Source organism: Sorangium sp. So ce590, from assembly GCF_051521365.1.
Lineage (GTDB): Bacteria > Myxococcota_A > Polyangia > Polyangiales > Polyangiaceae > Sorangium.
In genome coordinates, this window is the sequence record NZ_CP150346.1 from 3,151,924 (window position 1) to 3,174,295 (window position 22,372).

The following is a 22,372-nucleotide window of genomic DNA, read 5'->3' on the forward strand; positions in this document are numbered from 1 at the left end:
AGGTACGGTGGATGGCGCTGCGGGGAAGGGGGCGGCCGCCGCGAGCGAGGTGGTCGCCGCCGCGCCACGGGCCGCGGCGGCCGGCCGGTCGGTCTCCTGCCCGCGCGCGGCGCGGGGCCGCTCAGTCCTCGTCGCCGGTCGAGACGATGGGGTGCCGGATGGTCCGCGGCGACTCGTCCAGATCCGGGACGCGGATCGAGATGGGCCCGGGGCTGCGGATGGAGGGAGGCGGCGCGGACTCGGCGTCCTCGGTGCGCAGCGGGATCATCCTGCTGCTCGGAGCGGGCTCGTCCGTGGCGGTCGTCAGCACGGCGACCGCCCGCTGCTCGCCGAGGGCGTGCTTCTGCTCGAGGAAGCGGAGGACCGACGGCCCGGTCGAGCGCTCGAGCGCCGAGCGCAGATCGCCGGGCAGCGTCGACTCGATGATCATCTTCACCCCGGTGCGGGGGTGCTCGATCTCGATGCGCACGAGGTGCACGAACGAGCGATCGAGCCCGTGCTTCTCCTCGAAGTAGCGGTTCGTGGGCACGTGGCCGTAGCGCTCGTCGCCGAGGATCGGGTGGCCGATCGCGGCGAGGTGCCGCCGGATCTGGTGCGTGCGCCCGCCGTCCGGGATGACGCGGAGGATCGAGTGGCCCGAGGCGACCGCGAGGCGGCGGTAGCGCGTGCGCGCCGTGTACGTGCGTGTCCCCTCGCGGAGATCGCGGGTGATCGCGCCCTTGCCCGGCGTGACGCCCTTGGCCGCGGCCAGGTAGATGAGGCGCCCCGTCTTCGTGAGCGCCTCGCCCCAGCGCGCGGCCGCCTCCTCGTTGCGCGCCAGCATGACCAGGCCGCTCGTGCCCGGATCCAGCGCGTGCACGATGACGGGCGTCGTTGTGTTGCCGGGGATGCGGGCGCAGCGGGCGAGCAGCGAGCCGAGGTACTCGGGCTGCGTGGCCACCGGCTCGTGCGGGCCCTTCTCGACGACCAGCACGTCGTCGTCGTCGTAGATGACCTTCGGCGCCGGAGGGGGCGTCCTGCGGAGGGCGGCGATCGTCTCGATCTCCTCCGTGAGCGGGATCATGTCGAGCGGGGTGAGCTCCGTCGACGAGTACCCGAGGCGGCAGAAGTGATCGAGGTCGCGCGCGAGCGTGTCGGGATCGCACGAGACGTAGACGAGCAGCGGCGCGCCGAGGCGCGCGATCGCCTCGCGCGCCGTCGGGGAGACGCCGCGGCGCGGCGGGTTCACCACGATGCCGTCGAACTTCTCCGTGCTGTTGACGAGGGAGCTCACGATCTCCGAGACGTCGCCGGTGCGCACCTCGATGCGCTGGCTCAGCCCCTGCGCCTCCGCCGCGGCGCGCGCGTTCGCCGCCGCGGGCGCGAACGACTCGACCATCAGGACCCGGTTGCCGCCTTGCGCCAGGGCGAGCGAGATCGCGCCCGAGCCGCCGTACAGATCGAGGACGCGCGGGGGCTCCTTGCGCCGGGAGGCCGGGCCCATCGGCGCCTCGCCCTCGATCACGGGCCCGTCGTTCTCGAGCGACGCGATCTCGCGGAGCAGGAGGGCGTGCACGCGCGCGGCCTGCGCGCGGTGCGCCTGCACGAACGAGCCGAACGCGGCGATGTGGTAGGTCTGCCCGATCCGGTCCTCCGCGTGCGAGACGCCATCGAGCACGATCGTCTCGGGCCCGAGGATCTGCGGCGCCTCCGCGTCGTGGAAGTTCGCCGCGATGCCGATGACGCGGGGGAGCATCTGGCGGATGGCGCGGCCGGCCTCCCGCAGCTCGTCGCGCGTACACGCGCGCTCGCGCTGGAGGACGAACGTGATCAGCACGAACGCCGGGTTGTCCTCGGTCGCCCCCATCTCCGCGAAGAGCGGCGTCCCGGGCGCGAGGTGGACCTCGCGCAGATCGAGCGCGCGGAGCACGCCGCCCCTCGCCGGATCGTACGGCAGGAGCAGCGGCCGGACCTCCGGCGGTGGGGACGCGATCAGCTCGCGGAGCCGCGAGGTCACCGCGGCGAGGGCCGGGGCGAGGACCCTGCAGCCAGGGATGTCGACGACCTCGTGATGCCCCGTGCGGCCGTACAGCCCGATCGCGCCGGAGGGGGCGACGATGAGCTTCGCTCGACCGCGATAGCCGGTGATCGGATCGGCCGGGATGACCGGGCTCGTCTGGAGCAGCTGGAGCGACGGGTAGTGCGCGGCGGCGGACACGACCCGCGCGCGCTTCGTGCTGAGCTGCTCTGCGTAATCACCCGCGATGAGCGGACAGCCCGCGCACTCGACCGAGTGCCCGCACTCGATCAGGGTGTTCGGGATCTCGCCTGCCTTCAATGTACGCCGCACGGGTCCGGACAAAACGCCGCCGCCCGATCCCTCTGCGCTGGTGCTCTCGCCCAGCCCGTGCGGTTCTTCGATACCTGCGCCGGAAGCCATTCCGGGGGAGCTTACAGGGGCTCTCGGCCAGCGTCGAAGGTGTAAAGAGGAGTCCGTCGAGCTTTTCGTCTGCAGCGCTTCGGCGTTCCGGGCACGCCTCCGGGGGACGCTCGGGATCCCGGCAAAGCACCGTGTCTCCCCCGGCGGCCCGCGCGATCGCCCGGACGGCGGGCCGTCCAGGCCGCGCTCGCTCCGTCGGGGCGGCCATCTGGGGATGCAGGCGCCAATGTGGGAGGCGCCTCGCGCTGCTCCGTACCTCGAGCCGCCGCGCCGTTCGCGACATCCGTGGTCGCAGCGTCGCAGCGGGCGCGTCCATCCCGCGCGCGCCGCGGATGAGGTGGTAGACTGAGCGCCTCTTGCGTCTTCCGATCGCTTCTCTCTTCGGCGTTCTGGCTCTGCTGTTCGCCCACGCGGCGCTCGCCGCGCCGGGCGACAAGGAGGCGAACCAGGGCATCAACGCGGCCAAAGGCGGACAATGCAAGCGGGCGATCCCGCTCCTCGAATCCGCCGAGCGCCAGCGGCATCGCCCGAGCTCTGCGGTCCCGCTCGCCGACTGCTACGTGAAGCAGGGCGACATGCTGAAGGCCAGCGAGATTTATCACACGGTCGCGAGCGAGAAAAAGCAGCCCGGTTACGACGCGCGCGATGTCGCGGCCATCACATCGGCCAAGAAGAAGGCGCCGCAGCTCGACGGGCGCATCCCGACGCTCGTCGTTGCGCCGGTGGAGCCCTACGAGGGGCTCGTCATCGAGATCGACGGCGCGGCGACCCGGGATCCATCGAGACCGCAGCGATTCGATCCCGGCAAGCGGCTGGTGATCGTCGCCCGGGCCGATGGGTACGCGGAGCTCACGCAGAAGATCACGCTGAAGGAGAAGCAGCGGCGCGTGATCAAGCTGCGCCTCAAGCCGAAGGTCAGCGCGACGAAGCCGCCGCCGAAGCCCGCGGCGACGAAGCCTCCGGAGAAGAAGCCGCCGAAGCCCGCGGCGACGAAGCCGTCGGAGAAGAAGCCGCCGGAGAAGGAGCCGCCGGAGCCCGCGGCGACGAAGCCGCCGGAGAAGGAGCCGCCGAAGCCGGTCGAAGGCAAGCCGCGCGTCGCGGCGAGCGCCGAGGAGAAGGCGAAGCCGCCGGTGGAGATGCCCGAGCCCACGCCGCCGGCTGTGCGCAAGCAACGGAGCGTGTGGCTCGGCGCCGGCTTTCGGGGCTTCTTCGTCCCCCAGGTCATGTTCGAGCTCTTCGGAGAAGGGGGACGGCATGCCCTCTTCCCCGGCGGAGACGTCTCGCTGTCCAAGAGGCTCGGGCGGTTCGATCTCGTCTTCTCCGTCGCCTACGCGCGCCTCCGGCTGCACGAGACGCCGTTCAAGCCGAAGGGGCACCCCGACACCGACTACGAGATCATCGAGAGCGATCTCCAGGCGCTCCAGGCGGATGTTCGCCTGGTCTGGAACATCCCGCTCGATCGCGATGAGCTGTTCGCCTTCCGCGTCGGGGCGGGCCTCGGCGTGGGCTGGATGTTCATGGGCGAGCTCTACCGGACCCAGGCGTACCCGGGCGACGCCGTCCCCGGCGACCAGAGCTCTTTCGTGCCGGGAGACCCGTACCGCTACGTGAAGTGCCGCGGACCGAACAACCCGGCCGGGAGCTTCCGGTACTGCAACCAGCTCGACTACGACGCGAATCATTACCCCGGCTATGTCGAGCCGAGCTGGTTCACCCGTCCCAAGGGGAGGCCCCAGGGCCTGAAGCCGGTCGTCTATCCATGGCTCCTCTTCCCCGAGATCGGCCTCGCGTTCCGCCCGTGGGACCGCGTCGCCTTCGATCTGCGGGTCGGCGCCTCCGTGACGGGCCCGCTCGGAGCGCTCGGGATCCGCTTCGCGCTGTGAGCGGCGGGGCTCAGCGATCGAGCTTCACGGCGCGGCCGAGCTTCCGGGAGAGCACGGCCTCGAGCGTGCTCCAGAGCTCCTCGCCGGTCTTCTGCGCCAGCCACCGGCCCTCGGACTGCCGGTAGTCGAAGTGCCACGCGGCCCGCTCGGCGGCCATCCAGATCTGCCGCGCCGCGCGGTGGCTGTTGACGATGTACTTGATGCCGTCCTCGAACTCCAGGGTGAGGATGCCGCTCTGCAGGTCGGCCTCGACACCGTCGGGGATCTCATTGATCGCCCGATCCAGCGCGCGCAGCGACCGATCGGCCACGGCGTCGAACTCTCGCTCCGACAGGGGCTCTCCGCTCATGCCGATCGACTTACAACGGCGCGCGCCCCGGCGGTACGGGGAAGCGCCCGGGGGGGCCGCTGCGCCTCGAACGGCGGGCAGGGAGGCGCCGCGCGCCGCGCCGATGCGTCAGTAGCCCGGCCAGGGCTCGGCCGGCTTCAGAGGCGCCGGGGCCGGCCTCTTGAAGCACATCACGCCGGCGTCCAGCGCCACGAGCTCCCAGCCGCTCTCCCCGCGCGCCTTGGCGACGGCGCGCGCTTCCTCCACGCCGTGCGTCTGCTCGCAATCCTGCTCCCATCGCGGGGCGGGGAGGCTCGGCGCGGGCACCTGGGCGCGCACCCGCCCTGCCGCGAGCGCGCAGGCCGCGCCCAGCACCAGACCTCCCAGCACGAGCGCGCCCCGCTTTTCCATGGCTCCAGGAACATGGTGGTCCGCTGCGGGCAGGACCGTCAAGCGACGCACAGAGGACGTTCGGCACGCCCGGCAGGATTCGAACCTGCGACCCGCGGCTTAGAAGGCCGCTGCTCTATCCAGCTGAGCTACGGGCGCTTGGACGACAAGCGCGTCTTTCGTACTGCATCGCGGCCCCGGAATCGAGCGCAACGAGCGACGCGGGTGCGGCGGGCACGGGCGCGGCGCCCCGCCGGTGCCCGTTCAGCTCGACGCGACCAGCCGCCGGACCTGCTCGCCGGTCCGGCCGTAACGCCGCTGCCGCCGGGCGTAGGTCGCGAGCGCCTCGTCGAAGGTCGCTTCGGCGAAGTCGGGCCAGAGCGTGTCGGTGAAGAACAGCTCCGCGTACGCGGCCTCGAAGAGCAGGAAGTCGCTGAGCCGCTTCTCGCCGCCGGTGCGGATGATGAGATCCGGATCCGGCATCGAGCTGGTCGTCAGGAAGTTGCGGAGCGATTTCTCGTTGATCTCCTCCGGGATGACCAGCCCGGCGCGCGCGCGGACCGCGAGCGCGCGCATCGCGTTCGCCATGTCGCGGCGGCCGCCGTAGCTCAGCGCGAGGGCGAGGGTCATCTCGGTGCCCCCCGAGGTGTCCTCCACGAGCTTCTCCATCGCGCGCCGCGTCGGGGTCGGGATTTCCTCGAGGTCGCCGACCACCTGCACCGCGATGCCGCGCCGGATCAGCTCGTCGTGCTCCCCCTCGGCGAACTCCTGGCAGATGCGCATCAGCGCGTCGATCTCGTCCTTGGGCCGCGACCAGTTCGCCACGCTGAACGCGTAGAGCGTGAGGTACGGGATGCCGCGATCGCGGCAGGCGCGCACCGAGAGGCGCACGGCCTGCGCGCCGTGCTGGTGCCCCTGCATACGGGCGAGGCCCCGAGCCGCTGCCCAGCGGCCATTGCCATCGAGGATGATCGCGACGTGCTTGGGGAGGGTGCTGGACGTCATGGGCTTTCCTGGGTCGGGACGACGACGCACTTTGCGCCGAGCATCAGCGCCGTGGGGGGGGCGACGGTGATGCGATTGTGGAGGTTCTGTGGAGGATGGCGCGCGTGAGCTCAAGCGCCGCTGTCCGTCGACCTTAGCGCGCGCCGCTCGGATCGCTCCGCCCGATCGTCGGTCGCGCCTTCGCACCCTCGATTTGACGCACCGGCAAATCGGGGAAACCTCCCGGAAACCCGGATCCTCGCCGGGGAGGTGAGGCGAAGCGGGGGAGCTCATGGGTCCACCAGCTCAGGCCCCCGGCAGCGAGATCTTGAACTCGACCGCGGGCGGCCCGCGGTGGGTGCACTCGGCCGAGCCGCTGTGGGCCTCGGCGATCGCCTTGACGATCGCGAGGCCGAGGCCGGTGCCGCCCCGGTCGGCGCGGGTCGTCACAAACCGGCGGAACAGGCGGCCAGCGACGTGCCGCCCGAGCTCGCCGCGGTTGCGGATCGCGATCGCGACCTGTCCGCCCAGGCGGGATACGGCGATCTGGATGGGGGCCGCGGCATCGCCGTGCGTGCGCGCGTTGTCGAGCAGGTTGTCGAGCGCGCGCGACAGCCAGAGCTCGTCGCCGCGCACGGTCGCCGAGCTCGGCGTGTCGAGCTCGACGCGGCTGCCGCGCTCGCGCGCCCGCGCCGCGGCGGCCTGCGCGATCGCGACGAGGTCGACGACCGCGGCGTGCTCCACGCCGCGCGCCTCGAGGCGCGCGAGCGACAGGAGCTCGCCGAGGAGCGCCTCGATCCGCGTGACCGCCTCGCGGATGCGCGCGACGAAGCGGGCGGCCTCCTCGGGGTCGTCGAGCGCCTCCGAGAGCACCTCGGCGCTCGCGCGGATCGCGGCGACCGGGTTCTTGAGCTCGTGCGAGAGATCCGCGGCGAACGTCTCGACGAAGGGGCGGCCCTCGATCTGGCGCCGCATCGAGTCGATGGCGCGCGTCAGCCGCTGGACCTCGCGGCCCTGGGCCGGCGGCGGCGCCGCGCGCACCTCCCCCTCGCTCACGCGCACGGCGAACTCGGTGAGCGTCTCGATCGGCGTCGCGATGGTGCGGCCGATCAGGAAGGACGAGAGCGCCGCCGCGGCGCCGAGCACCGTGCTGATCACGAGGATCGGCGGGGCGAAGTCGGCGACCATCCGCTGCACCACGATGGTCGGCTTCACGACCTGCACGCTCCCGACGCGCCGGCCGCGGACCTCGATGGGCGAGGTCACGAAGACGGTGCCGGGCTCGCCCGGCGAGGCGCCGCGCGCCCGGAGCACGCGCCCCTCCGGGTCGAGCAGCGCGATGCTCTGGGCGGTGGGGCCGTCGGCCTCGCCGTCGAGCGCGCGCACGGCCGCGAGGTCGACGTCGCGGACCTCCATCTCCATCGCGGCGACGGCGGCGAACGCGGCCGCCTCGTCGCGCGCGCTGCCCTCGGCGAGCAGCGTCGCGCGCGCCTCGATGCGATCGATGACGAGCAGCCCGAGCCCGAACGCGAACGCGCCGACGATGCCGCCGAGCGCGATGAAGATCTGCATCCGGATGCTCATCCCGGCCGTCCGGACCCGGACGAGGCGGGAGGCGAACAGCGCGACGAGCAGGATGAGCGAGACCGCCGCCGCGGCGGTGACGACGAGGCGCACCATGCGCTAGCCGCCGCCTTCCGTGCGGCTCGGCTTGTCGGTGACGCGGTAGCCGACGCCGCGCACCGTCTCGATGAGGTCGGCGTCGCCCCCGGCCTCGACGACCTTCTTCCGGAGCCCCTTCACGTGCGAGTCGATGGTCCTGTCGGTGATCGCGAACCCGTCGCCCCAGACCCGGTCGATGAGCTGCGCGCGCGTGAACACCCTGCCCGGCGCGGCGAGCATGCAGGCGAGCAGATCGAACTCGACGCGGGTGAGGTCGACCTTCTGGCCGTTGACGTGCGCCCGCCGCGTGGCCTCGTCGACCATGAGCGGCAGCGGCGCGGGGGCGGCGTCGGACAGCGACGGCCGCGCGGCGCGGCGCAGGACGGCGCGCACCCGCGCGACGATCTCCCGCGGCGAGAACGGCTTTGTCACGTAGTCGTCGGCGCCTGTCTCGAGCGCGGCGACGCGGTCGGCCTCGCTGTCGCGGCTCGACAGGACGATGATCGCGGCGCGCGCGGCGCTCCGCCGCACCTGGCCGATGAGATCGAAGCCGCTGCCGTCGGGGAGCATCAGATCGAGGATGATGAGGTCCGCATGGTCGATCTCCCGCTCCGCGGCCGCGAGCGTGGTGGTGACCGTGGCCGCGAACCCGTCGCGGCGCAGGAAATAGGCGATGGACTCGGCGATGGCCGGCTCATCCTCGACGACCAGGACCTTGGCCATGATCGGGGAGCCTAGAACGGCGCGGCGGACGCGTCGACAGGGCTGGCCGGCGGGGCCGCGTTGTTGTATTGTCGCGTATTTGTGTGTGATTACGCGTGCTTACATGACTTTGCGCGCGTAAGCGCGTGTGTGCGTTGGATTACGGGAGCTTGCGGGGCGCTCACGGGCGCCTTGCGTTCACGGGAGCGCCGCGTTGACGAGCTCGCGCACGATGCCGAGCAGCCGGTCGTAGTGCTCCGGGATGGGCCGCAGGCCGGCGCAGTGCACGACGAGCCCGCCGGGGCGGAGCTCGAGGTGCCCCTGGAAGCCGCGGCGGGCGAGGAGCTTGCGGAGGCGCGGATGGAACGCGGCGGCCGCCTCGCGCGCGGAGGCGGCGAATGTCGTCACGTGGGCGTCCCAGAGCGCGTCGTCGAGGACGACCCTGGGCGGCGGGGGGCTCTCGATGAAGGCGACGCGGGTCAAGAAATGCTCGCCGACGCGCATCGCGGCGCGGTGCTGGAGCGCCGGGTGCGTCGCGAAACCGAGCAGCGATCGCTCGAGCGGCTCGGCGTCGCCGTCCGCGTACCAGGGCTCGGCGATGACGGCGTGCCCGGGGTTCGCCGTCCACGTGCACGCGGAGAGGTACGCGGAGGGGGGCGCGATCGTGTCGTACGGCTCCCAGCGACGGAACCAGGCCTCGTCGGGGCGCGAGGTGAAGGCGAGGCCACGCCGGGCAGCCCACGCTGCGATGAGCTCGGATCCGAGCGAAGGTGGCATGCGCGGCGAGGTTAGTCCGTGCGACGACGCCTCGGAAGCCTCCGCCGCCACGCCGCGGCGAGCCCTCCGGCGCCGAGCGCCATCCAGGACGCCGCGCCGGCGGCGGCGCCGCTCCCGGGCACGTCGCAGGAGCACCGGCCGTAGATGCCCACCCTCGTCGAGGTCGTCTCGTCGTCGTTCTCCTCGTCGTCCAAGGGGCGGCCGGAGCCTCCCTGGCCAGCCGTGACGGGCGGGCCTCCAGCGTCGCCGTCCGGTCCACCGCTGCCGTCCGCGCCACCTGTCCCGCCTCTGCCGTCCGCGCCGTCGCTGCCGTCCGCGCCACCGCTGCCGCCTCTGCCGCCCGCGCCGCCGTCGCCGTCCGCGCCGCCGTCGCCGTCCGCGCCGCCGTCGTCCACGCAGCGCGTGACGTGGAGGGGGCGCGTTCGCGTGCAGTCCGTCGGCGAAGCGCAGCGCGGCTCGGAGAGCGCGGCCGGCGCGCCGCTGCCGCCGATCTCGCCCAGGGCCGGGTAGGCGACCTCGGTCCCCTCCCAGCGCCCGCCGGTGTGCTCCATCCGGCCGAACACCCGCTCCTGGTACGGAACAGCGCCGCCGATCGCCGGATCGTAGACGCCGCGCCCCGCGTCGTAGTTGGGGTTGTTCGGGTTGTTCACGTACGAGAGCCCGTTGTAGGCCCACACGGCGCTGTACCAGTGCTCGACGATCGCCGGTTGCCGGTCGCCGACGCAGCGCGTGGCTTTCCACTTCATCGCGAGGATGTGCGTGCCGGTGGCCGCGTTGTAGGTCGGGTCGGCGGCCACGCGGCGCGGATCGAAATCGGGGCTATCGCCGCTGCGCATGCCGCTCGTGATCTGCGAGGCGCCGTAGCCGCAGTCGAACGAGATGATCGTTCGCGAGCTCGCCCCCGCCTGGTCCATGGGGCGGTCCGGCTCGCAGAACTGCTGCCACCCCGACTCCTGCATGGCGATCGCCTTCAGCAGCTCGCAGGGGAAGGCCGCGGGGATCTGCCGCGGCGCCTCGGGTTGATCGCAGCCCTGGCCGAGGTCGAAGGTCGCCGGGCCGGCGTCCCCCCAGGCCGCGGGGCCCCGCGCGACGCGGTCGAAGATGGCGTTCCACTCCGCGACCGATGGGTTGATCCCGGGCACGGCCTCGATCGCGCAGCCGCGATCGTTGTAGGCGCTCGACGCGGTGAAGCAGGGGCAGTACGCCGCGCGGGCGGCCGGCGCGACCAGCGTGGCCGCGGAGATCGCCGCCAGGATCAGGAGAGGGCGGCTCCTCACGGCTCCTCCTTCGCGGTGGTGAAGCCGGCGACGGCGATGCGCGCTCCGGACGGCGCGGGGATCGCGGCGACCTCCCCGCTCTCCACGTGGATCGCGAACGGCACGGCGAACGTGGAGGGGTTCGTGTGCAGCGCGGCCACCCACGCCGCGTCCGACGAGACGGCCTGGATGGCGTCGACGCCGGCGCCGAGCGGGCCGCGGACCCTCGCGCGGGCGCCGACAAGGAAGAGCCCGGTGGCGCGGGTGGGCGTGTACGCGAGCCCTCCGCCCGGCCAGACGTGCGGGGCGAGGCCGTTGCTCGCGCTCACCTCGAGCCGGGTGCGCTTGCCTCGGGCGAGATCGATGCGATCGATGACCCACATGCCGGGATTCGTCTCGTGCCGCTCCTGGAACACGAGCGCGCCCGTCGCCGCGTCGATCGAGAAATCGCGCGCGAACGGCGGGATCGACGGGGCGATCACGCGCGTCGTGCCGGAGTCGGGGTCGACGAGGACGATGTCGGCCGACCCGGGGGAGACGCGGTAGACGACGAGCTCGCCGTTCCACTCGCCGGCGAGGAAGGCGAGGTAGCCCGTGTGCCTGTGGGCGGTGCGCGTCGCGCCGGTGACGAGGTCGACCTCGTCGATGGTGAGCGCGTCGACCCGCAGCCGCGCGAGGTCGCCGTCCCGCGGCGGCTCCGGGCCGGCGACGCCGCGCGAGACGAAGACGCGCCCGTCGGCGGTGACCAGCGGGCGGCTCGCGTGCACCACGCGGTCGCAGAGGGCGACGGGCTCCGCGTGCGGCGCGATGCGGAAGAGGCTCGCGTTGAACGAGCGATCGCGGGCCGGGCTCGTGTCGGCGGTCGCGACGACGATCGGCGTTCGCGGCACGACGCGGGCGCGGACCACCGCGTCGCTCAGGTGCCGGATCGTGGCGAGCGCGGGGCCGACCTGCGCTCCTCCGACGGCGGCGATGTGGAGCGTCGTCCGGGCGCCCCCCGGCGAGGTCGCGAGGAGCGCGACGCTGGCGGCCGCGGAACGCGGAGCGGGCGCCGCGCGCGCCGGAGGCACGAGGAGACGACCGATCCGGGAGATCGCGGGCGCCGGGTCCTGCCCGCCGGCGAGCACCGCCGCCCCCGCGACCGACAGCGCGGCGAGCAGCGCGCCCGGAAGCGCGATCCTGTTCAGAGAGCACCTTGTCAGGAGGAGGCGGGCGGAGGACAGGAGGCGGCGGGCGGAGGAGCGGAGGCGCACGGTAGAAGAGTAGACGATACGCCGGCGATCGCTCGTCCGCCTGCGGTCCCTCGTTCCCCGTGCCGGCAGATCTCGCCGACCCGAGGCCGCCGGCCGTGTCGCAGCTGCGCCCGCACGGAGGCCAGCGGCTCGCCGGGAAGCCTGCTCAGAAGCGGCCGGACACGCCGAGCCCGGCCGCACCTGGACCGGCGACCGGGGTCAGCCGGACCCCGGCGGCGGGCGCAGGCATGCCGGCGACCGGTCGGGGCTGATTGAACCCGAGCTCCCAGATGAGGCCTCCGGCGACGCCGGCAGCGCCGAGCCCGAGGAGCACGCCGCCAACGGTCGCGTGGGTGCGGCCCTGGTTGCCCTGATCGGCCACGTCCGGCTCACAGTTGATGCGCGACGGGCAGCTGTCCTCGGCGGCGCCGATGTCCGCGAAGCCGCTCGAGGTCAGGATCCCGCCGACCAGCAGCGTGACGACGCCGGCGCCCGTCGCGACCCACGGGGCGTAGCCATAGGGGGGCAGCGGCGGGGGAGGCGGCTCCACGGGAAAGCTCGGGGCCGCCGAGGCGGTAGGATCCGTCGGAGGCGGCACGGCTGCCGACGCGGACTCGCTGGCGGTCGGGGTCGGCGTCGGCCGGATGGCGTTCTTGAGATTCTGGATCTTGTCCCGGATCGTCTGGGTGTCGCTCGCGTCCGGCGTGCGGGCGAGGTACGTCTCCAGCGCGGTGACCGCCTCGGCGCGATCGCCCTTCTTCTCGTACGCGTTGGCGATGTTGATGAGCACGGGGTGCGCCGTGCAGTCGAGCTGGTAAGCGTCCTTCCAGTACTGGATGGCGCGGTCGTAGTCGGCCCGCTCGTAGAACTGCGTGGCGGCCTTGTGCGCGCCCTTGGCGCCTTCCAGGTCCGCGGGCGTGGCGGTGCGGTAGCACTCGGGGTACTCGATGGCCGGATCTCCTGCTACGGCCAACCCCGCAGCGAGGAACATCCCCGCGCCGAGACCGACCAGCCAAGTCCGAAGCACACGCATCCGAGCCGCCCTCCACGAGAAGTGGGCGCAGCATACTGATCCGTCTCGCCGGCAGCGAGAAAAAGGAATCACGGCGGACTCCGGGGCAATGCGTTCGGCCCGTCGACCGGCAGGGCGGGCGGCCGAGCGAGGCGGCGGGGAGGAGCCCCGGAGCGCCCGTCGGCGCGGCCACGCGGAGCGCGGTGCGCGGTGTCGAGGACGCGCACGTCGCGCGCGCGGCGACCAACCTGGAGCATCAAGGGGCGGTCACGGCGCTTGCCTGGTTGCCGGTTCTGCTAGTCTCGCCCGGTGATGCTCCCCGAAAAGAAGCAGATCCTCGTCGTCGATGACGAGGCGAACCTCCGGCGGGTCCTCAGCGCCCAGCTCGGCCGGGATGGCTACGAGGTCCACACCGCCGAAGACGGCGAGGAAGGGCTCGCGTTCCTGAAGGAGCACCACATCGATCTGGTCATCACCGATCTCCGGATGCCCAAGGTCGACGGCATGGACCTGCTCCGGGCCGCGCTCCGCGACGACCCCTCGCGCCCCGTCGTGCTCCTCACAGCGCACGGGACCGTCGACAACGCCGTCGAGGCGCTCAAGACGGGCGCGTTCGACTACATCACGAAGCCGTTCGATCAGAACGAGGTGCGCGTCGTCGTGAAGAAGGCCCTCCGCACCCGCGATCTCGCGAGCGCGGACGCCACGCGCGACGTGTCCGCGGCGCCGCCCCGCGGGGGCTCCGACCGCTTCGGCATCATCGGCGAGAGCCCGCCGATCCAGGAGCTCTACGCGATCCTCGAGCGGGTCGCCGACACGCCGACCACGGTGCTCATCAGCGGCGAGAGCGGCACCGGGAAGGAGCTCGTCGCGCGGGCGCTGCACGAGAACTCCAGCCGGCGCGACCGGCCGTTCATCAAGGTCAACTGCGCGGCCATCCCGAAGGATCTCATGGAGTCGGAGCTCTTCGGCTACGAGCGCGGCGCCTTCACGGGCGCGGTCGGCTCCAAGCCGGGGCGCTTCGAGCTCGCCTCCGGCGGGACGCTCTTCCTCGACGAGATCGGCGAGATCCCGAACGAGATGCAGGTGAAGCTCCTGCGCGTCCTGCAGGAGAGCGAGTTCGAGCGGGTGGGGGGCATCAAGACCATCCACGTCGACGTCCGCCTCGTCGCCGCCACGAACCGCGATCTCAAGCGGGAGATCGCTGTGGGAACGTTCCGCGAAGACCTCTTCTACCGGCTCAACGTCGTCCCGATCGCGCTCCCTGCGCTGCGCGACCGGCGGAGTGACATCCCCCACCTCTGCGCCCACTTCGTCGCGAAGTTCAACGCGCGCCTCAAGAAGAGCATCGAGGGCATCGAGCCCGACGCGCTCGAGCGGCTGTCGTCGCACGCGTGGCCGGGGAACATCCGCGAGCTCGAGAACGTCGTCGAGCGCGCGCTCCTCTTCGCCGACGGCTCGCGCATCCGCCTCGACGACCTGCCGGAGGAGATCCGCAGCGGCGCCACGTCGACGCCCGGCGCCTCGCTGCCGCTCGCTGCTGCGGCCGCGGACACGTCCCTCGCGCCGTCGACGCCCGACGGCCTGAAGGAGCAGGTCAAGGCGGCGATGAGCAAGCTCGAGCGCGACCTCATCGAGCGCGCCCTCAAGCAGACGCACGGCAACGTCACCCACGCCGCGCGGCTCCTCAAGATCTCGCGCAAGGGGCTTCAGCTCAAGATGAAGGAGCTGAACCTCCGCGAACGCGACCCCGAGTGAGCCCGTGGGCCCCGGCGAGCAGCGCTCCGTCCGCACGCCGAGAGGGAAGGCCTTCGCGGCTGCCGTGTCGCTCGCCGTCCTCTCGGCGTCCCTCGGGTGCGAGCGCGGCGGCGCCTCGCCCGGCACGGACGCGGACCTCGACGCCGCGCCGCCCTGGGACGTGGGCCAGCCCGAGCCGGAGCCGCGCCCCGGCATGGCGTGGATCCCGAAGGGCGTGCTCATCGCGGGCACGCCGCCGGACCGGCTGCCGCGCATCGCCGACGAGGAGATGGCGGGCGCGCAGGTCGTGATGCACGGCTTCTACATCGACGTCTTCTCGTTCCCCAACGAGGTCGGCGCGATCCCGACCACGAACATCACGCAGGACGAGGCGCGCGCGCTCTGCGAGGCGCAGGGCAAGCGCCTCTGCACGGAGCTCGAGGTCGAGCGGGCCTGCAAGGGGCCGGTGAACACCACGTACGAGTACGGCGACGCGTACAAGGCGTCGGCGTGCGCGACCGGGCAGAGCCGGGTGCTGACGCCGAACGGGGTGAACGCCGGGTGCGTGAGCGCGTTCGGGGTGCACGATCTCCATGGCGGTGTCTGGACCTGGACCTCGAGCCAGTGGCAGCGGGGCAGCGGCAAGCCGGGGCTCGTGACGCTGCGCGGGGGCAACGGGCCTTCGGGCGATCTCGTGGGGCGCTGCGCCCACGGGCGCGGCGTCAAGCCGGACACGCGCCGCCCCGAGGTCGGCGTGCGCTGCTGCGCCGGGGACGTGAACAGCTTCGAGGTGGTGCTCGAGGTGACGCGCGATCGCCCGCTCCGGCTGGAGCCGCTCCTCGACGCGCGCGTCGCGGCGCAGCTCGCGGAGCTCGTGCCGGAGGAGGTGCGCGCCGCGGCCCAGGCCGGATCGTCCGAGGATGCGTTCAAGGTCGAGCGCATGTGGACCTGGCACCCCCGGGGAAACGAGGAGCTCGTGCTCGGCGGCGGCTGCGTGCGCCCGGGCGGCGCGAAAGAGGGGCCGCGCGGGCGCGGCAAGCGCGCGAAGCGAGCGCGGCCGGGCGACAGGGCGACGTGCGGGCTCCTCATCGCGCGGATGCACCTGAGCGCGCCCGCGCTGCTCGTGTTCGTCCCGTCGGACCTCTGGGAGCCCACGATCGGGGAGACGGACTCCCCGCGCGAGCTCCTGCTCTACGGCGGCGATGCGCTGGGCGTCTTCCGCCGTCGCATCACCTACGAGTGGGGGAAGATCGGCGTCGCCGACAAGGAGCGCAAGCGCAAGCACAAGGGCCGTCGCGGGCTCTCGTTCGACTAGGGCAGGGGGCTCCCGCTGCGCGCAGAGGCTCCCTGCTCGCGGCGGGGGTGGCGCCGGCGTACGGCGCGACCACATTCCAACGGCGCGCCTCGGCGCGTGCCACATTGGCCTTGCGCCCGCGCGCCTGGAAGGGCAGCGCTAGCTGCGCGCGTCGCCGCCGCTCTGTCCGCACGCCCCCTTCGATGACCCGCCCGCACGATCCCGAACCGCGCGATGCGCCGAGCAGGCGTCCGGACGATCCCGGGCGGCGGCGCGCGGCCGTGCAGAAGGCGCTGCGCGCCGCGGTCGCGCTCGGCTGCGCGCGGCTGCGCGGCGCGCGCGGGGGGCAGCTCGGCCTCGCCATGGCGGCGCTGATCTCGCTCGGGTACGGCGTCGCGGCGCTCGTGCTCCGGCTGGACGACGGGACGACGGCGCTGGAGGGCCTGCTCGGGTCCGCGGCGCGCGGGCTCGCGTGGGCGGCCGCCGGCCCCATCGCCCTCGCCGCGGCGCACGATCGGCCCGCGTCCGACCGCCGCGACGGCATCGAGGCGCTCGCCGCGGCGCGGGGGATCTCGCGGGCCCCGCTCCACGGCGCGCGCAGCCTCGCCGCGATGCTGGAGATCGCGCGCGTCGTGGCGCTCCCGCTGGCCATGCTCTCGACGCTCGCGGCGCTCCTCTCCGGCTCGGCGCTGCTCGCCCTCCATCACCTCGCCTTCGGCGCCGCGCTCGCCCTGTTCGGCGTCGTCTCCGGCGTGACGCTCGGCGGCCTCGCCTCGGCGAGCGGCCGCATCGCCGGCGCGCGAGGGCGCGCCCTGTTCCTGGCGCTGATCCTCGTCCCCTGGGCCCTCGCCGACCTCGCCGGCGACTCGAGGTGGTCGATCCCGGGCGCGCTCGGCGCGTTCCTCTCCTTCGCGGCCCGCTCGGCCGGGGCCCCCGCCGGATGATCCCGGGCGGGCCCATCGTGGTGCTCGATGGCGTGCGCGCGCGCGACAGCGCCGGCGAGGCGGGGCGCCCGCGGGGGAGCCTCTTCGGCGCGGCGGCGGCGCTCGGCCCGGGCGTGCACGCGGTCCTCGGCGCTCCGGAGGACGGGACGCTGGCCCTCGCCGAGGTGCTCGCCGGGCGCGCCGCGCCCCTCGCCGGCCGCGTCCTCGTCGCGGGGCGCGACCCGTTCCGGAGCGCGGCGACGCGGGCGCGGATCGGCGTGCTCTCCATCGCCCCGGAGCTGCCCGACGGTGCGTCGGTTGCCTCCTGCATGTCCGTGGCGCTCCGGGCCCGCGGCGCGCCCGCGAGCAGCGCCGCGGCGCTGCTCGATCCGCTCGGCCTCGCGCCGCTCCTCGCCCGCCGCAGGGCTTCGCTGAGCTTCGCCGAGGCCCGGGCGATCGAGCTGTCGCTCGCCCTGGGGGTGCCCCAGCCGCTCCTGCTCTGCCTCGTCGAGCCGTTCGCCGACGTCGCCGTGTCGTCGCCGGCGCCGGTCCGCGAGCGCCTGCGCGCGCTCGCGGCGGACGGCGCCTGCGTCGTGCTCATCACGTCCTCGACGGTGGACGCGAGCGCCCTCGCGGATCGCATCCACGTGCTCGATCGCGGCGTCGTCGCCCGGACCGAGCCCGGCGACGGCGAGCGCCTCGCCGGCGCCCCGAGCTCGGCCGCGCCCGGCGCCGGAGGGGCCGAGGTCGAGCTCCACGTGCTGGTCCATGAGCGGGCGCCCGGCGCGCCCGGCGCTCGCGCGCTCGCCGCCGCGCTCGCGGGCTCTCCCGCCGTCCGCGCGGGCGCGTGGGAGCAGGGGCCGGTCGAGGCGTCCTCGGCGCTGCGGATCCGGGCTGCCGACCGGGAGGCGGCGGCGCTCGCGATCCTGGACGCGGCTGCCCGGGAGGACGTCACGCTGATCGCGATCTCTTCCCCGGCCCCGTCGCTGCACGACGTGCGGGCTGCGACCGCGCTGCGGCTGGCCGCCGTTCGCCCGGCCCGGCCCTTCGGCGCGCCTGTGGGGGCCGGCGCTGCGCCGCTGCCCGGCGCGCCGCCCCAGGGTCCGGTCGCCGTTGCGGCGTTCGACGCGCCGGCGCCACCCGGCCAGGAGCCACTCGGCCAGGAGCCGCCCGGCCCGGAGCCGCCCGGCCCGCCGCTGCCCAGCGCGGTGCCGCCCGGCGCAGCGCTCGCGGACATGCAGCCGGCGGCGCCCGCCGGCACTGCTTCCGGCGGACAGATCGGGGCCGACGCGCCGGTGACCGATGGCTCGCCACACGCCACGGAGGCAGGACGCCAGCATGACAGGTGAGAGCGCCCCGGTCGAAGCAGCGCAGCCTGCGCCTCCTGCGGCGGGGGGCTCCGAGCGGAGGACGCCCGCGCTGGTGGGCGTCCGGCTCGGGATGGAGATGGCCCTGAGCCGCCTCCTCGCGCGGCGCCCGCTGCTGGCGCTCGGTCTCGGCGTCGCGCTCGCCGCCGCGGCGGCGGTCATCGAGGCCGCTTTCGGGTCTTCCGGGGCCGTCGACCGGGCGCTGCTCGCCACGTTCCGCGTCGTCACGCCGATCACGATCTTCGCCCTCGCCGCTGACGCCGCCGATCGCGCCGCGCTGCGCGACGCGGCCTGGCCGGCGGCCCGCTTCGGCGCTTCCTCCCACCATGTCGCGCTCGGCATCGCTCTGACCACAGCCCTCACCGCCGCTCTGGTGGGCGCGTTGCTCGCCGTCGTTGTCGTCGCGGCCGCCCGGGGCCCCGGCGCTGCGCCGTTGGTCCGAGACATGCTCATCAGTGGGTGGATCGGCGCGCTCACCGGCGCCGCCTACGCTGGCTGGTTCTCGCTCGGCGCGACCTTTCTCCGGCGCGGCCTCGGCCGCTTCGTGCCGCTCGCGGCCGACTTCCTTTTCGGGGGCTCGGCCGGGGTGGTCGGCGCGCTGTTGCCCCGGGGCAACGCCGTGAACCTCCTCGGCGGTCCCTCGCCGCTCGGGCTCGGGCAGGCGGCGAGCGCCGGCTTGCTCGCGCTGAGCGCCGTTCTTCTCGTGCTCGCCGCGTCCGCTCGCTGCAGGGAGTAGCGTTGTGGGCCGGGGCGGCGGGGGCGTTCGGTCCAGCGTGCCGCGATCGGCCGCTCGACTTCCTGCCCGAGCGTGAGGTCATCGGGGGCGCAAGAGGGATGGCTTCATCCGCTCGTTGACGTACTCTTCGAGGAATGGCTCACGAGGACGACGACGCCACAAAGGCGATCAATACGCCTCGATCGGTCCTGCTCGTCGGCTCGGCGGAGGCGCTCGCGATGCGCTGCAGGGGGATGTGCCTGCGGGCCCGCGTCATGCTCATCGTCGAGAGCGACCTCGCGACGCTGACGAACACGGCCGTGGAGCGGAAGCCGCTCGCGCTCCTGTTCCCCGACGACATCTACGCCTTCGACAGCGCGGAGTTCGACGCGCTGGCGCGCGACATCCAGGCCGCGGTGGTGACCCTGGAGCCCGACGTCACGGACGAGGTCATCGAGGCGCGGCTCGCCGAGGCGCTGCTCCGCGCCGAGCTCCTCCGGCAGCCCGAGCCTCAATCGAGCCGCTACGTGCTCGTCCCTGACGGACCGCGCCGCTCCAGGCGCCGCTGACCGTGGCGTCCTCCGTCCTCCGGCTCCCCCGCATGGTGACAAGGATCCTCGCCCCGTGAACGAGCTGCACCTCGATCCTGCCGCGTCCCGTCTGACGATCCGCACCCGCGCCGCCGGGATGCTCGCGCGCCTCGCGCACGACCTCGAGATCACCGCGTCGGAGCTGCGCGGCCGAGCGCGGCTCGACGGCGATGCATGGACGGCCGAGCTCGAGATCCGCGTGGCCGGCCTCTGCGTCGCGGGGGTGCTGCGCGGCGATCGCCTCGACCCGGACGCGCTCTCGGCGGGGGATCGTCGCGACATCGAGCGCCGCATCCAGGGCGAGGTGCTCCGGGGCGCGGAGGTCGTGGAGGTCCGCGCCTCGGGGATCGCGCGCGATCGCGCCGACGTGCGCGTGCAGATCCCCTCGGGGAGCGCCGCGCTTGTGGCGCGCCTGTCCTCGCGCGATCGCGGCGAGGGGGTCGTCGGCGTGACGGGGGGCTGTCAGGTCTCGCTGGCTGCGCTGGGCGTGCGCGAGGTCAAGGGGCCGCTCGGCGCCTTCAAGGTGCGGGACGAGATCGAGGTCCTCTTCGACCTCACTCTGCGGCCGGCGGGCTAGGCGGCTCGGACGGGAGCTCGGGGGCCGCCTCGCCGCGCGAGCACGCCCCGTGGACCTGGTAGGGCTTGCCTGAGAGGCGCTTGGCGAGCGAGGCCCCGCGCCAGGCGACGTACGCCTTGTTGAACTCGAGCACCTGATCGGCGGCGAAGTAGGGGTTCTTCGTCTTGCCCAGCGTGACGAGCGTGAGCACCTGCTCCGCGACGCTCACGGGACAGCCCTCGAGCCGGATGACGCTCTCGTTCCGGGCCATCGCGAGCTTGGTCGTCACCTTCACCATCTTCGCCAGCACGTCGTCGTGCTTCGCGGTGTAGGGGTCCCGCGCGCTCCGCTCCCGGTACAGGCTGTCGATGCTGATCAGCTGATCGCCGATCTTGCCCTTGTACGTCGCGCAGTCGCCGATGAAGACCACCTTCTCGCCCGGCTTGGCGTCGATGGGGCCCTCGTAGGCGCCGAACACCACGTGCATCCGCGGCATCTTCGCGTCGCACTCCTTGTCGTACTCGCGCAGGATCTCGATCGCCTCCTCGATGGCGCCCGGGCAGCCGCCCCAGCAGTAGTCGGTGTGCTCGGGCTCGGGCGGCGAGCCTGCGTAGGCGGTGATGTTGGTGCCCTCGAAGTACTTCTCGACGCGGACGAGGCCCACCTTGAACCCCTTGGCCTTCTGCCTCGCCTCCTCGAGCGTCACGTCCCCGGTGATCTCGATCTCGCCGAGGTTCATCGGGCCGAAGCCGCGCTCCGAGGCCAGGCGGATGTGCTCGACGCTCCTCGGATCGACGCCGATGATCTGGCAGCAAACCGCGTCGAAGGCGACCTGGTTGTTCCCCATGAGAATGAGGCCCAGGTCGAACGGCGACGGCGTGAGCATCCGGCCCTCGCCGGCGGTGATGGCGTCGATCGCGATGAACTGCGGCTGCACGATGTACTGAAGGTCGGCGACCTTCTCGTTCAGCCGGTGGTCGTGATCGATGAGCCGGTGCCGATCGTCCTGGATCCCGATGTAGTTCTTCATCGAGAAGGTCACGGTGGTCCAGGGGTGCGACTTGAACTTGGGGCAGTTCACGAAGAAGTCGGCCTTCGCGACGGGCTCCGGCGTGAACACGTAGTCGCGCAGCCGGCCCTCGTGCGTGAGCCGGATCTCGACCTGCTGCTCTTCCTCGAAGTGGTAGTGCTTGACCCCGGCCCGCCGGAACATCGGGTAGTAGCCGGCGCCCTCGTATGTCATGCGGGTCGGGAGCGTGATGCCGCACCGCTCGCCGACGGCGAGCTCGGTCACGCGCCCGTCGTCGCGATCCCTGAGCGCGCCGATCACCCCCTCGATGAACTCGGGCCGCGTATAGGCGTGCGGGAAGTGCGCGCCGGAGGCGACGACGTTCGGTTTGATGAGCGTCCGGCCCCGCGGGCGGAGCGAGAGCTCCTCGAGACCGCTGCGCACGATGCTGCGGATTTTCTCCACGTCATACGTCGAGCAACGTCGCAAAATTACACGAGGGCGCGACGTGATTTTCATAGACTGTCAGCGTAAATGTCGCGGTGAATCACCGCAACACCGCGGTCCGGATCGGCCCGGACGCTCGTCGACGCGAGCGCGGATCAGCCCGGACGCTCGCCGCCAACGAGCTGCGTGAGCTCGGCGCGGACATCACGCGTCGCGTCGATGAGCCGGCCTTCGAGCTCGTAGATGCGCTCGGCCGGCGCCGGGTCGCTGGGCTCGTGCGGGGCGCGCAGGCGGCACCGGGCCACCTTCAGCCGGATCGCCGTCCCGGTCGACCGGAGCGAGCCCTCGACGCGCGCTCCCGGCGCCGACGATGCGGTCGAGCGGAGCCGCACGCGGTCGCCATCGATCTCGACGAGCTCCGCCTCGCCGCCCTTCGACCAGGTGAGGTGCGATGTCATTCCGGCCTCCGCGGGCGGGGCGCCGGGCTGCGCCCGCGGTCGCCGCCGCCGCGGGCGCGCTCGATCGCCGCGCGTGCCTCGCGCGCGGCGTCCTTCTCCTTCAGGCTCTCGCGCTTGTCGACGGTCTTCTTCCCCTTCGCGAGGGCGATCTCGGCCTTCACGCGGCCGTTCTTGAAGTAGAGACGGGTCGCGATCACGGTCATGCCCTCCCGCTCCACGCCCTTGCGGATCGCCTCGATCTCGCTCTCGTGGAGCAGCAGCTTGCGCGGGCGCTTCGCCTCGTGCCCGAAGGCGGCCCCGGACATCATGGGGATGTTGACCCCCTTCAGGAACACCTCCCCGTGCTCGATGGCGCACCAGCTGTCCGTCAGCTCGGCGGCGCCCTCGCGGAGCATCTTCACCTCGCTGCCGAGCAGCACCAACCCCGCCTCGAACCGATCGTCGAGGGTGTAGTCGAACGTCGCGCGCTTGTTGCGCACGATGAGCTTCTCTCCCTCTCGTTCCTTCTCTTTACCAGCGCGGCTCACGCGGCCGCATAGCGCGCGCGCCGCCGCCTGTCCACCGCCTCACCGCGCGCGGGGCCGGCGGCGGCGCTCCGCGGCTCGCTCTGCCGCCGGCCCCGCGCGCGGTG

The 22,372-nt window shown here is 73.2% G+C and carries 21 protein-coding genes and 1 tRNA gene; 8 read left to right on the plus strand and 14 right to left on the minus strand.

From position 1 onward, the window contains the following. Nucleotides 1-121: 121 nt before the first annotated feature. Nucleotides 122-2,329 (minus strand): pseudouridine synthase, encoded by a 2,208-nt coding sequence (locus WMF28_RS12050; RefSeq protein WP_437602334.1) that lies wholly within the window; start codon nt 2,327-2,329, stop codon nt 122-124. 446 nt (nt 2,330-2,775) lie between these two features. Between WMF28_RS12050 and WMF28_RS12055 the strand changes: the two genes are divergently transcribed. Continuing rightward, nucleotides 2,776-4,302: a hypothetical protein gene (locus WMF28_RS12055; protein WP_437602335.1), complete on the plus strand. Its 1,527-nt coding sequence runs from the start codon at nt 2,776-2,778 to the stop codon at nt 4,300-4,302. 10 nt (nt 4,303-4,312) lie between these two features. On the opposite strand, the gene cyaY is transcribed toward WMF28_RS12055, so the two are convergent. From cyaY to WMF28_RS12105, 10 genes are all read right to left on the minus strand, one after another. Next, the gene (gene cyaY, locus WMF28_RS12060; protein WP_437602336.1) at nt 4,313-4,651 is read right to left on the minus strand and encodes an iron donor protein CyaY; all 339 of its coding nucleotides are present in this window, start codon (nt 4,649-4,651) and stop codon (nt 4,313-4,315) included. A 108-nt stretch (nt 4,652-4,759) separates the two neighbouring features. Continuing rightward, the gene (locus tag WMF28_RS12065) at nt 4,760-5,041 is read right to left on the minus strand and encodes a hypothetical protein (RefSeq protein WP_437602337.1); all 282 of its coding nucleotides are present in this window, start codon (nt 5,039-5,041) and stop codon (nt 4,760-4,762) included. A 64-nt stretch (nt 5,042-5,105) separates the two neighbouring features. Further along, nucleotides 5,106-5,179 (minus strand) — tRNA-Arg (locus tag WMF28_RS12070). A 105-nt stretch (nt 5,180-5,284) separates the two neighbouring features. After that, the gene (gene uppS / locus WMF28_RS12075; RefSeq protein WP_437602338.1) at nt 5,285-6,025 is read right to left on the minus strand and encodes a polyprenyl diphosphate synthase; all 741 of its coding nucleotides are present in this window, start codon (nt 6,023-6,025) and stop codon (nt 5,285-5,287) included. Nucleotides 6,026-6,310: 285 nt separating this feature from the next. Continuing rightward, nucleotides 6,311-7,684: a histidine kinase dimerization/phospho-acceptor domain-containing protein gene (locus WMF28_RS12080; RefSeq protein ID WP_437602339.1), complete on the minus strand. Its 1,374-nt coding sequence runs from the start codon at nt 7,682-7,684 to the stop codon at nt 6,311-6,313. A 3-nt stretch (nt 7,685-7,687) separates the two neighbouring features. After that, nucleotides 7,688-8,389: a winged helix-turn-helix domain-containing protein gene (locus WMF28_RS12085; protein WP_437602340.1), complete on the minus strand. Its 702-nt coding sequence runs from the start codon at nt 8,387-8,389 to the stop codon at nt 7,688-7,690. Nucleotides 8,390-8,566: 177 nt separating this feature from the next. Further along, entirely contained in the window at nt 8,567-9,145 is a 579-nt protein-coding gene (locus WMF28_RS12090; RefSeq protein WP_437602341.1) for a hypothetical protein, read from the minus strand. A gap of 11 nt (nt 9,146-9,156) precedes the next feature. Further along, the gene (locus WMF28_RS12095; RefSeq protein ID WP_437602342.1) at nt 9,157-10,422 is read right to left on the minus strand and encodes a hypothetical protein; all 1,266 of its coding nucleotides are present in this window, start codon (nt 10,420-10,422) and stop codon (nt 9,157-9,159) included. Further along, on the minus strand, nt 10,419-11,654 hold the full coding sequence (locus WMF28_RS12100) for a hypothetical protein (RefSeq protein WP_437602343.1): 1,236 nt from the start codon (nt 11,652-11,654) through the stop codon (nt 10,419-10,421). The genes WMF28_RS12095 and WMF28_RS12100 overlap by 4 nt, the downstream gene beginning before the upstream one ends. A gap of 145 nt (nt 11,655-11,799) precedes the next feature. Continuing rightward, entirely contained in the window at nt 11,800-12,606 is an 807-nt protein-coding gene (locus tag WMF28_RS12105) for a tetratricopeptide repeat protein (protein WP_437602344.1), read from the minus strand. 351 nt (nt 12,607-12,957) lie between these two features. Here WMF28_RS12105 and WMF28_RS12110 point away from each other — a divergent pair, with 351 nt between their 5' ends. The 7 genes from WMF28_RS12110 to WMF28_RS12140 all read left to right on the plus strand — a co-directional run bounded on the left by WMF28_RS12110 (nt 12,958) and on the right by WMF28_RS12140 (nt 19,848). Continuing rightward, nucleotides 12,958-14,403, plus strand: coding sequence for a sigma-54-dependent transcriptional regulator (locus WMF28_RS12110; protein WP_437604248.1), 1,446 nt, complete (start codon nt 12,958-12,960; stop codon nt 14,401-14,403). A gap of 4 nt (nt 14,404-14,407) precedes the next feature. Next, nucleotides 14,408-15,697 carry a formylglycine-generating enzyme family protein gene (locus WMF28_RS12115; RefSeq protein ID WP_437602345.1) on the plus strand — a complete coding sequence of 430 codons (1,290 nt, stop codon included), beginning with the start codon at nt 14,408-14,410 and terminating at the stop codon, nt 15,695-15,697. Nucleotides 15,698-15,879: 182 nt separating this feature from the next. Further along, nucleotides 15,880-16,620 (plus strand): hypothetical protein, encoded by a 741-nt coding sequence (locus tag WMF28_RS12120; RefSeq protein ID WP_437602346.1) that lies wholly within the window; start codon nt 15,880-15,882, stop codon nt 16,618-16,620. Beyond that, nucleotides 16,617-17,948, plus strand: coding sequence for an ABC transporter ATP-binding protein (locus tag WMF28_RS12125; RefSeq protein WP_437602347.1), 1,332 nt, complete (start codon nt 16,617-16,619; stop codon nt 17,946-17,948). The genes WMF28_RS12120 and WMF28_RS12125 overlap by 4 nt, the downstream gene beginning before the upstream one ends. Next, nucleotides 17,938-18,702, plus strand: a complete 765-nt coding sequence (locus tag WMF28_RS12130) for a hypothetical protein (RefSeq protein ID WP_437602348.1) — start codon at nt 17,938-17,940, stop codon at nt 18,700-18,702. Before WMF28_RS12125 ends, WMF28_RS12130 begins: the two co-directional genes overlap by 11 nt. A gap of 134 nt (nt 18,703-18,836) precedes the next feature. Continuing rightward, nucleotides 18,837-19,250 carry a hypothetical protein gene (locus WMF28_RS12135; RefSeq protein ID WP_437602349.1) on the plus strand — a complete coding sequence of 138 codons (414 nt, stop codon included), beginning with the start codon at nt 18,837-18,839 and terminating at the stop codon, nt 19,248-19,250. Nucleotides 19,251-19,305: 55 nt separating this feature from the next. Further along, nucleotides 19,306-19,848 (plus strand): hypothetical protein, encoded by a 543-nt coding sequence (locus WMF28_RS12140; RefSeq protein WP_437602350.1) that lies wholly within the window; start codon nt 19,306-19,308, stop codon nt 19,846-19,848. Here the strand turns inward: WMF28_RS12140 and WMF28_RS12145 are convergent. The 3 genes from WMF28_RS12145 to smpB all read right to left on the minus strand — a co-directional run bounded on the left by WMF28_RS12145 (nt 19,826) and on the right by smpB (nt 22,268). Then, nucleotides 19,826-21,280: a DUF362 domain-containing protein gene (locus WMF28_RS12145; RefSeq protein WP_437602351.1), complete on the minus strand. Its 1,455-nt coding sequence runs from the start codon at nt 21,278-21,280 to the stop codon at nt 19,826-19,828. The genes WMF28_RS12140 and WMF28_RS12145 overlap by 23 nt on opposite strands. Before the next feature lie 158 nt (nt 21,281-21,438). After that, complete coding sequence (locus WMF28_RS12150; RefSeq protein WP_437602352.1) at nt 21,439-21,741, minus strand: hypothetical protein; 303 nt, start codon at nt 21,739-21,741, stop codon at nt 21,439-21,441. After that, the gene (gene smpB / locus WMF28_RS12155; protein WP_437602353.1) at nt 21,738-22,268 is read right to left on the minus strand and encodes an SsrA-binding protein SmpB; all 531 of its coding nucleotides are present in this window, start codon (nt 22,266-22,268) and stop codon (nt 21,738-21,740) included. Before smpB ends, WMF28_RS12150 begins: the two co-directional genes overlap by 4 nt. Nucleotides 22,269-22,372 lie beyond the last annotated feature (104 nt).

Bases quoted from the DNA above. Each gene is read 5' to 3' on its own strand.
- WMF28_RS12110 (WP_437604248.1), top strand. From the start codon at position 12,958: ATGCTCCCCGAAAAGAAGCAGATCCTCGTCGTCGATGACGAGGCGAAC.
- WMF28_RS12135 (WP_437602349.1), top strand. From the start codon at position 18,837: ATGGCTCACGAGGACGACGACGCCACAAAGGCGATCAATACGCCTCGA.
- WMF28_RS12125 (WP_437602347.1), top strand. From the start codon at position 16,617: ATGATCCCGGGCGGGCCCATCGTGGTGCTCGATGGCGTGCGCGCGCGC.
- WMF28_RS12080 (WP_437602339.1), bottom strand. From the start codon at position 7,684: ATGGTGCGCCTCGTCGTCACCGCCGCGGCGGCGGTCTCGCTCATCCTG.
- WMF28_RS12085 (WP_437602340.1), bottom strand. From the start codon at position 8,389: ATGGCCAAGGTCCTGGTCGTCGAGGATGAGCCGGCCATCGCCGAGTCC.
- WMF28_RS12120 (WP_437602346.1), top strand. From the start codon at position 15,880: ATGACCCGCCCGCACGATCCCGAACCGCGCGATGCGCCGAGCAGGCGT.
- uppS (WP_437602338.1), bottom strand. From the start codon at position 6,025: ATGACGTCCAGCACCCTCCCCAAGCACGTCGCGATCATCCTCGATGGC.
- WMF28_RS12065 (WP_437602337.1), bottom strand. From the start codon at position 5,041: ATGGAAAAGCGGGGCGCGCTCGTGCTGGGAGGTCTGGTGCTGGGCGCG.
- WMF28_RS12090 (WP_437602341.1), bottom strand. From the start codon at position 9,145: ATGCCACCTTCGCTCGGATCCGAGCTCATCGCAGCGTGGGCTGCCCGG.
- cyaY (WP_437602336.1), bottom strand. From the start codon at position 4,651: ATGAGCGGAGAGCCCCTGTCGGAGCGAGAGTTCGACGCCGTGGCCGAT.
- WMF28_RS12150 (WP_437602352.1), bottom strand. From the start codon at position 21,741: ATGACATCGCACCTCACCTGGTCGAAGGGCGGCGAGGCGGAGCTCGTC.
- WMF28_RS12130 (WP_437602348.1), top strand. From the start codon at position 17,938: ATGACAGGTGAGAGCGCCCCGGTCGAAGCAGCGCAGCCTGCGCCTCCT.